This is a genomic window from Belnapia sp. AC561, from assembly GCF_979252845.1.
Genome location: NZ_CEEDBP010000009.1, coordinates 152,539 through 166,434, shown reverse-complemented (window position 1 = coordinate 166,434; position 13,896 = coordinate 152,539). Strand labels below are relative to the sequence as shown.

Genomic DNA, 13,896 nt, shown 5'->3' with positions numbered 1-13,896 from the left:
GGCGCCGCACCAGTCGGCGATGAAGGCGGCGATGGAAAGGGTGGTCTGCTTCAGGTGCTCGAGGCTGGTGCGCTCGTCGAAGGCATGCGCCCCCTCCCCCTTCGGGCCGTAGCAGAGGCCGGGGATGCCGAAATAGAGGCCGTAGAAGCGGGTGTCGTTCACCGCGGTGGTGATGCGGGCCGGCATCTGCGCCCCGAAGACCTGGGCATGGGCGGCGGCCAGCACCGCCTCGGCCTCGGTGCCCGGCTCCAGCACGTAGCCATCGGCGAGGAAGCCGTGCCATTCGACCAGGGGCGGGTTGTTGGCGAGGAAATTGTCGGACTTGGCCGCCTGGTCGACGCAGCGCTCGACGCCGCGCTGGATCTCCGAGACATCGGCGCCGGGGAGCAGGCCGATGCGGCAATCCACCTCGCACCAGGCCGGGGTGCTGCTGGCCCAGTCGCCGCCGCGGATGATGCCGGGGTTGAACTTCAGCGGGGACTCGATCCCGGCGTACCATTCATGGTGCTTCGCCGCCTCGTTCAGCTTGACGGTATGCGCCTGCAGGGCCTGGATCAGGTGATAGGCGGACATGATGGCATTGCTGCCGGATTGCGCGACCGCGACATGCACCGGCACGCCGCGCACCTTGATGCGGAACCACAGCGTCCCGGTATGGGCGCGGGTGATGGTGCCGCCGGTCGGCTCGGGGATCAGCGCCGCCTCGGCGCGGTAGCCGCGGACCAGGGTGGAGAGGGCGCCATTGCCGGTGCTCTCCTCCTCGGTCACCGTCTGGACATGGACATCGGCGGCGGGCTCGAGCCCGGCGGTCTTCAGCGCATCCATGGCGAAGACCATGGCGGCGACGCCGGACTTCATGTCATGCGCGCCGCGGCCGTACATCCAGCCGTCCTTGATGGTCGCGCTATAGGGCGGGTAGGTCCACATCTCCTCCGGCCCGGCCGGGACCACGTCGATATGGCCCTGCAGGATCAGGCTGCGGCCGGTCGGATTGGCGGCGCGGTGGGTGGCGACGACCTGCACCGAAGTGGCGGCGCTGACATCGACCATGGGGCTGGCCTTGGGATGGGCCGCGAGCGGGACCTCGGCCAGGGTATAGCGATCGACGCCGTAGCCGCGCGCGGCGAGCTGGCGCGCCATCCAGTCCTGCAGCGGCGCCTCGTTGCCGCGGGTGCTGGGGAAGCGGACGAGATCGGCGAGGAAGCCGGTCTGCTTCTCGAAATTGGCATCCACCGCGGCGGCGAGGCGGGCGAGCAGGGCGGCATCGGGCATGCGTCGGTCCTTCCGGCAGGGTGCGGGCATCCTGCGCCGCCCGCACCCTGCCGGGTAGAGGCTACGGCACCGGCCGGGCGTATTGCGCGCTGGTATGGTTCACCGGACTTGGCTCATAGGTGAGCTTGTCGCGCTTCGCCGCCCAGATATTGCGCAGGAAGATGATCGGCAGCAGGCCCTTGTCGTCCAGCAGCGCCTGCGCCGCCTGCTGGGTCAGGATCTCCCGCCGCTCCGGGTCCATGGTGGACATCGCCTGGGCCAGGGGCTCGTCCATCGCCGGGTTGGAATAGCGCTGGCGGTTGAAGGGGCCGTGGCCCAGCTCCGGGTTGCGGGTCATCGCCACCTGCCGCATCGGATTGATGGTGAGGTAGCTGCTGTAATAGGTCATGAACAACGAGAAGTCGCGGTTGGTGGCGCGGGTGAAGAGCGTCGCCGGCGGCAGCGTCTCGACCGCGGTCTCGATCCCGACCCGGGTGAAGGATTGCGCCAGGGCCTGCAGCAGGTTGTCGTCGCCGGGGAAGAAGCCGTTCGGGCCATGGATGGTCAGGCGGAAGCCCTGCGGGTAGCCGGCCTCGGCCAGCAGGGCGCGGGCGCGGGCCGGGTCGTGCGGCAGGGGCGGCAGGTTGGGCAGCCGGTGCTCGGCGACGGGGGCGGCGAACTGGTCGGCGGCGCGCGCCTGGCCGTGGTAGAGCCGCTCGGCGATGTTCACCCGCGGGATGGCCAGCGACAGCGCCTCCCGCACCCGGCGGTCGGCCAGCGGGTTGCGCGGCAGCGGCTTGCCCTGGCGGTCGAAGGCAAAGGGCGTCGTCTCCCGCATCGCATCGGGCGCCAGGTAGACGAAGGTGACGCTGTCGACCCCGAACAGCGAGAAGCGCGGGTCGCGCTCCAGCCGGGGCACGTCCTGCAGCGGCACGTAGTCGATCAGGTCCACCTCGCCCGAGAGCAGCGCCGCCATGCGCGAGCCGCCCTGCGGGATGTAGCGGAAGGTCACGCGGTCCCAGGGCTCGGCCGGGCCCCAGTAGTCGGGGTTGCGGGTCACCTCCAGCCGCTCGTTGTGGATGTAGCTGGCATAGCGGTAGGGGCCGGTGCCGATGGCGAGCTTGCCGCTGGTGAAGTCCGAAGTTGCCGGGTTCTCGCCATGCACCCGGCGGGAGAGGATGACCGGGCCGGTCAGGTCGATCGGCAGCAGCGGGTTGGGCTCCCGCGTGCGGAGGATGATGGTCCGCGGGTCCTTGATCTCGATGGCGCTGATGGTCCGCACCGCGGGGGTGAACAGCGCCGGGCTGTTCGGCACGGTGGGCACGCGGGCGAAGGTATAGGCGACGTCGTCGGCCTCGAAGGGCGTGCCGTCGTGGAAGCGGACGCCGGCGCGGAGCTTCACCTCCCAGGTCAGCGGGTCGATCAGCCGCAGGCTCTCGGCCAGCCGGGGCTGCCGCTGCGCCTTGGTGTCGAGCTCGAACAGCGGCTCGAAGATCTGCCGCAGCACCATGTTGTTGTTGGTGGTGTTGTGGAAATGCGGGTCGAGCGCGCTGGGCGGCGTCTGCGCAGCGATCACCAGGTTGCGCTGCGCCGCAACCGGTGTATCGCGCTGCGCCGCAGGCACGTCACGCTGCGCCGCAGCGGGGGCGGTGAAGGCGACCATGAGCGTGGCCGCCACGAGGGCAGGATGCATGGAGGATCTCCCGTCGGGCCGGTCTGGCGCCAGCCTCGTCGGGAAGCCTCGGATGCGGGGCTCGCCCGCGTCAAGCAAACTCCGGCAGGCTAACGAATCGGCGGCGCGTATTGCAGCCCGCCCTTGGTCCAGAGCGCGTTGATCCCGCGCGGGATGCCGAGCGGGGTGATGTTGCGGTCCCAGCTTTCGGCGAAATTGCCGACCTGGCGGATGATCCTCACCGCCCAGTCGTTCTCGAGCCCCATGGCCTTGCCGAAATCGCCCGAGCGCCCGAGCAGGCGCTGCACGTCCGGATTGGGGCTCGTTATGAAGCTGTCGATGTTCTGGCTGGTGATGCCGAGCTCCTCCGCGGTGACCTGGGCGAAATGCGACCAGCGCACCACGTCGAACCAGCGCCAGTCGCCCTTGCGGACCAGGGCGCCCAGCGGCTCCTTCGAGATGATCTCCGGCAGCAGCACGAATTGCTCGCCGCCGGCGCCCTGGCTGGCGCGGAAGGAGGCGAGCGAGGAGGCGTCGTTGGTATAGGCGTCGCAGCGGCCGTTGACGAAGGCGAGGCGGATCTCCTCCGGCTGCTCGATCACCACCGGGGTGAAGCGCATGGAATTGGCACGGAAGTAGTCGGCGAGGTTCAGCTCCGTCGTCGTGCCGGGCTGCACGCAGACGGTCGCGCCATCGAGCTGCCGGGCGGAGGTGACGCCGGAGGACTGCTTCACCATGAAGCCCTGGCCGTCGTAGAAATTGATGCTGGCGAAGGCGAGGCCGAGCTGCACCTCCCGCCCCAGGGTCCAGGTGGTGTTGCGGACGAGCATGTCGACTTCGCCGGATTGCAGCGCGGTGAAGCGGACCTGCGTGGTGGTGGCGACGAAGCGGACCTTGTTCGCATCGCCCAGCACCGCCGCGGCGACGGCACGGCAGGCATCGACGTCGAGGCCGCGATAGACGCCGCGCGCATCCGGCAGGGCGAAGCCGATGGCATTGATGGAGACGCCGCAGACCAGATGGCCCCGCGCGCGGATGGCGCCGATGGTATCGGGCGCGGGCTGGGCCGAGGCGGGGATGCCGGCGAGGGCCAGCGACAAACCGAGACATAGGGCGGTGAGGCCCCTGATCCATCCGCGCATGGCACCTACTTCCCTCGTTGCGAAAAGGCCCCCGTCGGCCCCGGAAGCGAGCTTCGCCGCCGCACTGCACGACATGCAAGACCATTTCCACGCGGTTTGCAGGGCGACCAGTCGGCCAATTCCCGAGTGCTGGAAACACATCTGGGGTTCCGGACCAGGAATGTATATTTTATACAATACTTGCATCACGGGACGGTGATCGACTACCCAGCCGCTGCCGGCGAGTAGCGCCGGACCGAAACGCGGGACCGCAGATCGGATTTGCTTGTCGTGGAGAGCGCAGGGGAAAGACCTCTGGCTGCGTCCCATGCCTGTCCGGCGGACGGGCGGGTGCCGCCTCCTCGGCTGATTCCGCAAGGGGATTGCAGACTATGGCTCAGAGCTTCTTCGAGAGCTTCGACAATGGCATCGGCGCGCTCTCGCATACCTGGGGCGCCCACAACATCGACACCAGCGTGCGCGGGCAGGTGACGGTCAGCAATACCGGTGGGCTGATGGAGCGGCCCTATGGCCCCTCGGCCGGGCATGGCTATGGCACCTACAGCTTCACCGCGGCGCTGCATGGCAATGCGGAGGGCTCCGCCATCCTGCTGTGGCCGGGCGACGACAAGTGGCCGGGCACGGAATACGACGTGGTCGAGGTCATCAACGGCCAGCCCTATGGCACCGTGCACTACCGCGGCAGCGATGGCGGCGACGGCTACAACGTGGTGAATTTCAACGGCATCGACGAGACCCAGGTGCATACCTACACGCTGGATTGGCAGCCCGGCAAAATCTCCTACTTCGTCGATGGCAACTACATGGGCGCCATCACCGAAGGCGTGAAGGCGGACTATGCGCATGGCGGCATGAACGAAACCATCGGGCTGATGAACCGTACCAGCGAAGCCTCGATGACGGTTTACGATGTCTCCTACACGCCGATGGGCGAGAAGGCGGCGGAGGTCGCGGTGACGACGCCGGTGGCCGATGTCTGGGTCGCCGCCTCCCAGGACCCGGTGGTCAGCGCCGCGGTGAACACCGGCTCCAGCTCGGGGACATCTTCGGGCGGCAATGGCGGCGATTGGCTCTCGGCCTACAACGTGCTGTGGAACCAGCACGACGGCGGCGGCGCCTGGGAAGCCGATTTCTGGGCCAGCTGGGTCTGAGACGGCTCGGGCGGTCCCTCGCGGGGCCGCCCCCGGTCAAAGGCCGAAGCGGGCGGCGTAGGCGTCCGGCTTGAAGCCGACTAGCAGGGCGCCATCCACGTCGAGCACCGGGCGCTTGATCATGGAGGGCTGCGCCAGCATCACGGCGATGGCCTTCGCCTCATCCAGCCCGTCGCGCGCGGCCTCGGGCAGCTTGCGGAAGGTGGTGCCGGCGCGGTTCAGCAGCACCTCCCAACCGACCTGGCCGGCCCAGCGGCGCAGGGTGGCCTCGTCGATGCCGCTGGCCTTGTAGTCGTGGAAGCCATGCGCCACGCCGTGCCCGTCGAGCCAGGCACGGGCCTTCTTCATCGTGTCGCAGGCCTTGATGCCGTGGATGGTGACGGTCGTTCCCACGAGCCTATTCCCACTCGATGGTGCCGGGCGGCTTGCTGGTGATGTCGTAGGTGACGCGGTTGATGCCGCGCACCTCGTTGACGATGCGGCCGGCGACGCGGGTCAGGAAGCCCATGTCGAAGGGATAGACATCCGCCGTCATGCCATCCGTGCTGGTCACGGCGCGCAGCGCGCAGGCGCTGTCGTAGGTGCGGCCATCGCCCATGACGCCGACGGTCCGCACCGGCAGCAGCACCGCGAAGGCCTGCCAGATGGCGTCGTACAAGCCGGCGTTGCGGATCTCCTCGAGGTAGATGGTATCGGCCTGGCGGAGGATATCCGCCTTCTCCCGCGTGACCTCGCCGGGGATGCGGATGGCCAGGCCCGGCCCCGGGAAGGGATGCCGGCCGACGATCTCCTCGGGCATGCCGAGCTCCCGCCCCAGCGCGCGGACCTCGTCCTTGAACAGGTCGCGCAGCGGCTCGACCAGCTTCATCCGCATGTGGGCGGGCAGGCCGCCGACGTTGTGGTGCGACTTGATGGTGACGCTGGGGCCGCCGGTCGCCGAGACGCTCTCGATGACGTCGGGGTAGAGGGTGCCTTGCGCGAGGAAGTCGGCGCCGCCGATCTTCTGCTGCTCCTCCTCGAAGACCTCGATGAAGAGCCGGCCGATGGTCTTGCGCTTGATCTCGGGGTCCGTCACGCCGGAGAGCTGGCCGAGGAAGAGCTCGCTGGCGTCGCGGTGGACCAGCTTGATGTTGAAGCGGTCGCGGAAGGTGCGGACCACCTGTTCGGATTCATTGGCCCGCATCAGCCCGTGGTCGACGTAGATGCAGGTGAGCTGGTCGCCGATGGCTTCGTGCAGCAGCACCGCGGCGACGCTGGAGTCGACGCCGCCCGACAGGCCGCAGATGACGCGGCCGGTGCCGACCTGGGCGCGGATGCGGGCGATGGCCTCGGCGCGGAAGGCGCCCATGGTCCAGTCGCCGGCGCAGCCGCAGACCAGCTGGGTGAAGTTGCGCAGCAGCGCGGCGCCATGCGGCGTATGGACCACCTCCGGGTGGAACATGGTGCCGTAGAAGTGCCGGGCGTCGTCGGCGATCAGCGCGAAGGGGGCGCCGCCGCTGGCCGCGACCACGCGGAAGCCGGCGGGCAGCTCGGTGATGCGGTCGCCATGGCTCATCCAGACCTGCTCCCGCGCGCCGGGGGACCAGACGCCCTGAGTGATGGCGCAGTCGCCGGTCACCTCGATGAAGGCGCGGCCGAATTCGCGGGCATGGCCGCCCTCGACCACGCCGCCCAACTGATGCGCCATGGTCTGCTGGCCGTAGCAGATGCCGAGGATGGGCAGGCCCATCTCGAAGACCGCCTGCGGGGCGCGCGGGCTGGCGCCTTCCGTGACGCTGGCCGGGCCGCCGGAGAGGATGATGCCGCGCGGGGCGAAGGCGCGGATCCGTGCTTCATCCGCCGTATAGGGCCAGACTTCGCAGTAGACCCCGGATTCCCGCAGGCGCCGGGCGATGAGCTGGGTCACCTGGCTGCCGAAGTCCAGGATGAGGATGCGGTCGTGCAGCACCGCGGTCTCGAGGGGGGCGTTCATGGCGTCTCTCAGCACAGCCGCGCGAGCGGGGCAAGCGGTGCGTTGATTACGCCTCGGAGGCGGGGGCCGTCGCGGTCAGCAGGGCCTCGATCGGGTCCCAGGCGAAGGCCATCTGCTCCATGGGCTGGCCGGCGAAGCGGATCACCTCCCGTGCCATCGGCCGGCCGCCGAGCCGCTGGTAGAACCACCGTGTTGGGTTGTCCTTCAGCACCCAGAGCATGGCGGAGCGGCAGCCGACGGCCGCCAGATGCGCCGCCATGGCGCGCATCAGCCGGCGGCCGACGCCGCGGTCCCGATAGTCGTCCAGCAGGTAGAGCGTCTCCACCTCCCCGTCGCCGTAGCCCGGGCGGCGGGCGCGGCCACCGGAGACGAAGCCGATGACGGTGCCGCCTTCCTGGTCCGGCGGGGTGCCGGCGGGGGCATCGGCGCCCTTGGCGACGGCGACGAAGACCGCGTGGCCATGCCGGCGGTCGCCGATCGCGGCCTCATAGCCGGCGGCGTGGCGAAGGTCGGAAAGACTGGCCAGGTAGGTATCCGGCAGCACCCCCGCATAGGCGGTGCGCCAGGTGGCGACATGCACGGCGCCGATGGCAGCGGCATCCGCGGGCCGGGCGCGGCGAATGCAGATCATGCGGCGCGCTTCTCCCTTCCTAATGGCCTGGGTCGAACTATCCCTGGGGCCTGCGTTGCAGGACGGCGGCGAAGAAGCCGTCGGTGCCGTGCCGGGCGGGTGTGGTGACCAGGTAAGGGCCCTCGGCCGGCGGCGCCCCGGGTGCCTCCGCCGCCGCCCAGGCTTCGGCCAGGGGCAGGACGGCGAAGTCGGGGTGGCGGTCGAGGAAGGCCTGGACCTGGGTTTCGTCCTCCTCGGGCAGCAGCGAACACGTAGCGTAGACCAGACGCCCACCGGGCCGTACGAGATCAGCGCCGATTGCCAGAATTTCACCTTGCTTCGCGCACAACTCCGCGAGGTCGGTGGGGGTGGTGCGCAACCGCGCGTCCGGATTGCGTCGCCAGGTCCCTGTACCCGTACAGGGTGCATCGACCAGCACCCGGTCGAACTGGCCCGCCCGGCGCTTGGCCCAGCGGTCGCCCGGCTCCAGCAGGTGGCGCTCCACGTTGTCGGCCCCGGCCCGGGCCAGGCGCTTCACCGCGCCTTCCAGCCGGGGGACGGAGACGTCGCAGGCGGTGATGCGGCCGCGGTTCTGCATGGTGGCGGCCAGCGCCAGGGTTTTCCCCGCGGCCCCGGCGCAGAGGTCGAGCACCCGCATCCCCGGCCGGGCATCGGTGAGCAGGGCGATGAGCTGGCTGCCCTCGTCCTGCACCTCGATCAGCCCCTTGAGGAAGGCCCTGGTCTGGGTCACCGGGCGGCGGGCGGGCAGGCGGAGGCCCCAGGGGGAATAGGTCGTCGGGCGGGTCTCGATCCCCTCCCCCGCCAGGGCGGCGGCGGCGGCGTCGCGCGTCGTCTTCAGCAGGTTGGCGCGGAGGTCGAGCGGGGCCTCGGCCTCCATCGCCGCGGCTTCCTCGGCCAGTCGCTCGCCGAAGCGGAAGCGGAAGCCGGGCAGCACCCAGTCCGGCAGGTCGAGCTTCACCCCTTCCGGCATGGCGGGGTGGATCAGCCCGGGGCCGTAGCGGGTGCCGTCGAGCTGGCGGAGCAGCCGCTCCTCGATCGGGTCCAGCGGCTTGGCGGCATATTGGCCGCCGGGGAAGGCGGCCATGACCGCGTCCACGTCCAGCCCACGGCCCAGCAGCAGCTCCGCCGCGACCAGCATCCGCGCCGTCACGTTGCACTTCACCCGGTGCAGCCACCAGTCGAGCCGGATGCGCTGGCGCACCACGCTCCAGGCCTGTTCCGCGATGGCACGGCGGTCGCCGCCGCCGATGTAGCGGCGGGTGCGGAAGAAGTCGTTGGCGGTGGCATCGGCCGGGCGGCGGGGGGTGGATTCCACCGCGATCAGCAGGTCGATGGCGGCGGAGAGGCGGGCGGCGGGGGTCATTCGGGAGCCAATTTCAAAGCGGTAAGATCGGGGAGGATGGTGGCGGCCTGGTCCAGCCCGTATTCCACCGGCCCGGCGGCGCGGTTCACCCAGAAGACCCGGAAGCCGAAGCGCGCGGCAGCATAGGCATCCCAGGCATTCGAAGAAATGAACGCGATCTCGCCCGGGGTGCAGCCGAAGCGGGCGGTGGCCAGGGCATAGACCCGGGCATCCGGCTTGAAGCAGCGCAGCGGATGCACCGAGAGCACCGCATCCAGCAGCGGGTCCAGCCCGGCGGCGGCGACCGCGGCGTCCAGCATCTCGGGCGAGCCATTGGAGAGGATGGCGGTGGCGAGGCCCTGGCCGCGCAGCGCCGCGAGGGCCGGGGCGGCATCGGGGAAGGCGCTGAGCTCGCGGTAGGCCTCGAGCAGCGCGGCCCGCAGCGGCGCATCGGCCAGGCCATGCACCGCCAGCGCGTGGTCGAGCGCCTTGCCGGTCAGGCTCCAGAAGGGCTCGTAGGCCCCGGTCGCCGAGAGGATCCAGCTCCACTCGATCTGCTTGGCACGCCAGAGGGCGGAGACCGGCGCGGCCTTGTCGCCCAGCCGCGGCGCATGGCGGGCCACGGCGGCATGGACATCGAGCAGGGTGCCATAGGCATCGAAGACGGCGGCCCGCACGCGGGGCATGGTGGTTCTCCGGCGGTGTGGGGGGAAGTCGCATCCTAGCGCGGCACCGGGGTTTCGGCCACGCCCATTGGCACGCCCATTAAAGCACGCCCCCTTGGCCATCCCCGCATCGCCGCGCAAACTGGCCCGAACGCGGATGCACCGCGGGAGGAAACCGACATGCGCAATCCCATGGATCTCACCGGGCGGACCGTCATCGTGACCGGCGCCGGCCAGGGCATCGGCCGGGCGATCACCGAGCTGGTGCTGGACCTCGGCGGCAATGCGGTGCTGGTCGAGCGCAACCCGGAAACGCTGGCCGCCACCGCCGCCACCATGGATGCCGAGCGGATCCTGGCGGTGCAGGGCAACGTGGCCGAGGAAGGCTTCGGCGAGTCCTGCGTCACCCAAGCGGTCTCGCGCTTCGGCGCGGTGCATGGGCTGGTCAACAACGCCGGCATCACCCGGCCGGCGATGTTCGCCAAGATGACCATGCAGCAGTGGCAGTCGGTGATCGATGTGAACCTGACCGGCTGCTACCTGATGATGCAGGCGGTCGGCCGGCACATGATCGACCGGGCCAAGGCCGGGCTGCCGCAGCCGGCGGGCACCACGGGGGGCATCGTCAACATCAGCTCGACCGCCGGCAAGCGCGGCTCGATCGGCCAGGTGAATTATTCCGCGGCCAAGGCGGGGCTGTTCGGGATGACCATGACCGGGGCACGGGAATGGGCCCGCTACGGCATCCGCTGCAATTCGGTCGGCTTCGGCACGGTGGTGACGCCGATGACCGAGGTGATCCGCAGCGACAAATTCGCCGAGACGACGATGTCCCGCATCCCGCTGAACCGCTATGCCGAGCCGTCCGAGGTGGCGCCGCTGATCTGCTTCCTGGTCTCGAATGCCGCGGTCTACATCACCGGCGAGAACATGACGGTCTCGGGCGGCAGCCACATGCAGCCCTGAACAGGCGCTGGCCGATCCCGTCCCTGGGCTACCAGGGCGGGGCGATGGCGGACAGATAGGCATAGCCCTCGCAGCCCAGCGTCCGCGGGGTCTCGGCGGTGAAGGCCCGCGGCCATTCCCGCCAGGCGAGGATGACCGCGTCCCAGAACCACTGCTCGACGGCATAGGTCATGGACAGCAGGCTATGCCAGCCGGAGACATCGGCATTGCCTGGCAGGACCGGTCCATTGCCCAGGACGCAGCGGTCCCAGTCCTCGACGAGATCCGCCGCCAGGTCCCGGACCAGGTGGCGATAGTGGCCCCAATCGACCGACGGGTTCGAACGGCTGACGTTCGGCATCGGGCGCGCATCCCTTCGAATCGGTTCGCGCGCAATCCAATGCGTTGCAATCAATCCTGTTGCCTGGAACCTGATCGCATTTCTGTCATCGGGCGGGAGGGAAACCCGTGACGGGAGCCGGTTGCGCGGCGTTGCCGCCGCGCGGCCCTCAGCCTTCCTGGCGGTAGTTCGGCGCCTCGCGGGTGATGGCCACGTCGTGGACGTGGCTCTCGCGCAGGCCGGCGCCGGTGATGCGGCGGAAGCGGGCATTGGTCTGCATCTCGCCGACCGTCGCATTGCCGGTATAGCCCATGGCGGCGCGCAGGCCGCCGACCAGCTGATGCACCACGTTGCCCACCGGGCCCTTGTAGCCGACCCGGCCCTCGACGCCTTCCGGCACCAGCTTCAGGCTGTCCTGCACATCCTGCTGGAAGTAGCGGTCGGCGCTGCCCCGGGCCATGGCGCCGAGCGAGCCCATGCCGCGATAGGATTTGTAGGAGCGGCCCTGGTAGAGGAAGACCTCGCCCGGGGCTTCGTCGGTGCCGGCGAAGAGGCTGCCCATCATCACGCAATCGGCCCCGGCGGCGATCGCCTTGGCGACGTCGCCCGAGGTGCGGATGCCGCCGTCGGCGATGGCGGGGACGCCCTTCTCCCGCGCCGCGGCGGAGCATTCGAGCACCGCGGTGAGCTGCGGCACGCCGACGCCGGCGACGATGCGGGTGGTGCAGATGGAGCCCGGGCCGATGCCGATCTTCACCGCATCGGCGCCGGCGGCGATCAGCGCCAGCACGCCTTCCGGCGTGGCGACGTTGCCGGCCACGACCTGCACCGCATTGGACATGCGCTTGATGCGCTCGATGGCGGCCAGCACGCCGCCGGAATGGCCATGCGCGGTATCGACCACCACCACGTCGACCTCGGCGGCGACCAGGGCCTCGACCCGGCGCATCCCATCCTCGCCGACGCCGGTGGCGGCGGCGACGCGCAGGCGCCCAAGGGCATCCTTCACCGCATTCGGGTTGGCCTGGGCCTTGTCCATGTCCTTGACGGTGATGAGGCCGATGCAGCGGCCACCCTCATCGGTGACCAGCAGCTTCTCGATCCGGTGGCGGTGCAGCAGGGTGCGGGCCTGTTCCGGGGAAACGTCGCCATTGGCGATGATCAGGTTGTCCCGCGTCATCAGCTCATAGACCCGGGTGCCGGGGTCGGTGGCAAAGCGGACGTCGCGGTTGGTGATGATGCCGACCAGCCGCCCGCCCGGCTCGCCCGGCTTGCCGCGCTCGACCACCGGGATGCCGCTGATCTTGTACTGTTCCTGCAGGGCGCGGACATCGGCGAGCGTCTGGTCGGGGTGGATGGTGACGGGGTTCACCACCATGCCGCTCTCGAACTTCTTGACCCGGCGGACCTGCCCGGCCTGCTCCTCCGGCGTCATGTTTTTGTGGACCACACCGATGCCGCCGGCCTGGGCCATGGCGATGGCCATCGGGGCCTCGGTCACCGTATCCATCGCCGCGGCGACCAGCGGGATATGCAGCGAGATCTCCCGGGTCAGCCGGGTGCGGGTATCGGTCTGGTGCGGCAGGACGGCGGAATAGGCCGGGACGAGCAGCACATCGTCGAAGGCATAGGCCTCCTCGATGGTGATGGCGCGGCGGAGGCTGGGCGGAGCCGAGGACTGGGCGCCGGTGACGCCGGTTTCGACCGAGGATTCGGGGGCCATGGGGGACCTTTCGCGCGAGGGACATCGCGGGGGCGGGCGATCCGCTACCTTGGCGGCCCCCTTTACCCCCAGAGTCTCCGCGGCGTCCAGCACCGGAGCATTGCGGTGCGGTGATATCCGGGGCGCGCTGGCGTCCGGGCCGGGGATCCGCCTAGCGGGAGGCGCCGTCCTCGAGCGGCAGGGCGTGGTTCATCGCCAGCGCCGGCACCGCATCCGAGCACCAGCCGACGACCTTGGCGGGGATGCCGGCGACGGTCGCGCAGGGCGGCACGTCGCGCAGCACCACGCTGCCGGCGCCGACCTTGGCGCCACGGCCGATGACCACGTTGCCGAGGATCTTGGCCCCGGCGCCGAGCAGCACGCCGTCCCGCACCTTGGGGTGGCGGTCCCCGGCTTCCTTGCCGGTGCCGCCGAGCGTCACGCCCTGGAGGATGGAGACGTCGTTGCCGACCACGGCGGTCTCACCCACCACCACGCCGGTGCCGTGGTCGATGAAGACGCCATGGCCGAAGCGGGCGGCAGGGTGGATGTCGATGGCCAGGGTCAGGGCGACCCGGGCCTGGAGGAAATAGGCCAGCGGCGCCCGCCCCTGGCCCCAGAGCCAATGCGCCACCCGATGCGCCTGCAGCGCGTGGTAACCCTTGTAGTAGAGGAAGGGGGTCAGCAGGCCGCAGGCGGCGGCCGGGTCCCGCGCGCCGATCGCCCGCAGGTCGGCCTGGGCGGCGGCCTCGATGCCCGGCCCATTGGCCAGGGCCTCGGCGATGAGCCGGGCCAGCCTTTCGGTGCCGAACAGCGGATCGGCCAGGCGTTCGGCCAGCAGCGCGCCCAGGGCCTCGCCCAGGCTGGCGCGGCTGAGGATGGTGGCATGCAGGAAGCCGCCCAGCAGCGGCTCGGCGGCCGTGGTGCGGCGGGCCTGGTCCTGCAGGCCGGGCCAGAGGCTGGCCTCGGCGGCCTCGCCTTTGGATGGGGATGGCTGGGGCGAGGCATGCTGCATCGGTCGGGTCCTCGTCTCGGCACGCTGCCGTCTGATATCGGGATGCCGATGGGCGGCGAAAAGACCCG

13 protein-coding genes are annotated in these 13,896 nt (G+C 70.2%); 2 read left to right on the top strand and 11 right to left on the bottom strand.

Going from position 1 to position 13,896, the window contains the following annotated elements; all coding sequences use genetic code 11:
• The 3 genes from AC0IW9_RS10410 to AC0IW9_RS10400 form a co-directional block, all read right to left on the bottom strand.
• The coding region (locus AC0IW9_RS10410) for an ArgE/DapE family deacylase (protein WP_471648166.1) at nt 1–1,272 on the bottom strand (1,272 nt) is incomplete at its 3' end.
• A 61-nt stretch (nt 1,273–1,333) separates the two neighbouring features.
• On the bottom strand, nt 1,334–2,944 hold the full coding sequence (locus tag AC0IW9_RS10405) for an ABC transporter substrate-binding protein (RefSeq protein WP_471648165.1): 1,611 nt from the start codon (nt 2,942–2,944) through the stop codon (nt 1,334–1,336).
• Nucleotides 2,945–3,033: 89 nt separating this feature from the next.
• Nucleotides 3,034–4,065: an amino acid ABC transporter substrate-binding protein gene (locus tag AC0IW9_RS10400; RefSeq protein ID WP_471648164.1), complete on the bottom strand. Its 1,032-nt coding sequence runs from the start codon at nt 4,063–4,065 to the stop codon at nt 3,034–3,036.
• A gap of 371 nt (nt 4,066–4,436) precedes the next feature.
• Here AC0IW9_RS10400 and AC0IW9_RS10395 point away from each other — a divergent pair, with 371 nt between their 5' ends.
• Nucleotides 4,437–5,216, top strand: coding sequence for a family 16 glycosylhydrolase (locus AC0IW9_RS10395; protein ID WP_471648163.1), 780 nt, complete (start codon nt 4,437–4,439; stop codon nt 5,214–5,216).
• Between the two features lie 36 nt (nt 5,217–5,252).
• Here the strand turns inward: AC0IW9_RS10395 and AC0IW9_RS10390 are convergent, their stop codons facing one another.
• The 5 genes from AC0IW9_RS10390 to AC0IW9_RS10370 are packed head-to-tail and all read right to left on the bottom strand — an operon-like array spanning nt 5,253 to nt 9,847.
• Nucleotides 5,253–5,609, bottom strand: a complete 357-nt coding sequence (locus tag AC0IW9_RS10390) for an ArsC family reductase (RefSeq protein WP_471648162.1) — start codon at nt 5,607–5,609, stop codon at nt 5,253–5,255.
• Nucleotides 5,610–5,613: 4 nt separating this feature from the next.
• Nucleotides 5,614–7,188 carry a glutamine-hydrolyzing GMP synthase gene (gene guaA, locus AC0IW9_RS10385; protein WP_471648161.1) on the bottom strand — a complete coding sequence of 525 codons (1,575 nt, stop codon included), beginning with the start codon at nt 7,186–7,188 and terminating at the stop codon, nt 5,614–5,616.
• Nucleotides 7,189–7,234: 46 nt separating this feature from the next.
• Nucleotides 7,235–7,819, bottom strand: a complete 585-nt coding sequence (locus tag AC0IW9_RS10380; RefSeq protein ID WP_471648160.1) for a GNAT family N-acetyltransferase — start codon at nt 7,817–7,819, stop codon at nt 7,235–7,237.
• A gap of 37 nt (nt 7,820–7,856) precedes the next feature.
• On the bottom strand, nt 7,857–9,182 hold the full coding sequence (locus AC0IW9_RS10375) for an RsmB/NOP family class I SAM-dependent RNA methyltransferase (protein WP_471648159.1): 1,326 nt from the start codon (nt 9,180–9,182) through the stop codon (nt 7,857–7,859).
• Nucleotides 9,179–9,847 carry a haloacid dehalogenase type II gene (locus AC0IW9_RS10370; RefSeq protein ID WP_471648158.1) on the bottom strand — a complete coding sequence of 223 codons (669 nt, stop codon included), beginning with the start codon at nt 9,845–9,847 and terminating at the stop codon, nt 9,179–9,181. The genes AC0IW9_RS10375 and AC0IW9_RS10370 overlap by 4 nt, the downstream gene beginning before the upstream one ends.
• Nucleotides 9,848–10,006: 159 nt before the next feature.
• Here AC0IW9_RS10370 and AC0IW9_RS10365 point away from each other — a divergent pair, with 159 nt between their 5' ends.
• Entirely contained in the window at nt 10,007–10,792 is a 786-nt protein-coding gene (locus tag AC0IW9_RS10365; RefSeq protein ID WP_471648157.1) for an SDR family NAD(P)-dependent oxidoreductase, read from the top strand.
• Between the two features lie 28 nt (nt 10,793–10,820).
• Here the strand turns inward: AC0IW9_RS10365 and AC0IW9_RS10360 are convergent, their stop codons facing one another.
• From AC0IW9_RS10360 to cysE, 3 genes are all read right to left on the bottom strand, one after another.
• A complete protein-coding gene (locus AC0IW9_RS10360) occupies nt 10,821–11,132 on the bottom strand; it encodes a hypothetical protein (RefSeq protein WP_471648156.1) in 312 nt (103 codons plus the stop codon).
• A gap of 148 nt (nt 11,133–11,280) precedes the next feature.
• Complete coding sequence (gene guaB / locus AC0IW9_RS10355; protein WP_471648155.1) at nt 11,281–12,834, bottom strand: IMP dehydrogenase; 1,554 nt, start codon at nt 12,832–12,834, stop codon at nt 11,281–11,283.
• Nucleotides 12,835–12,985: 151 nt separating this feature from the next.
• Entirely contained in the window at nt 12,986–13,828 is an 843-nt protein-coding gene (cysE, locus tag AC0IW9_RS10350; protein ID WP_471648154.1) for a serine O-acetyltransferase, read from the bottom strand.
• Nucleotides 13,829–13,896: the final 68 nt, after the last annotated feature.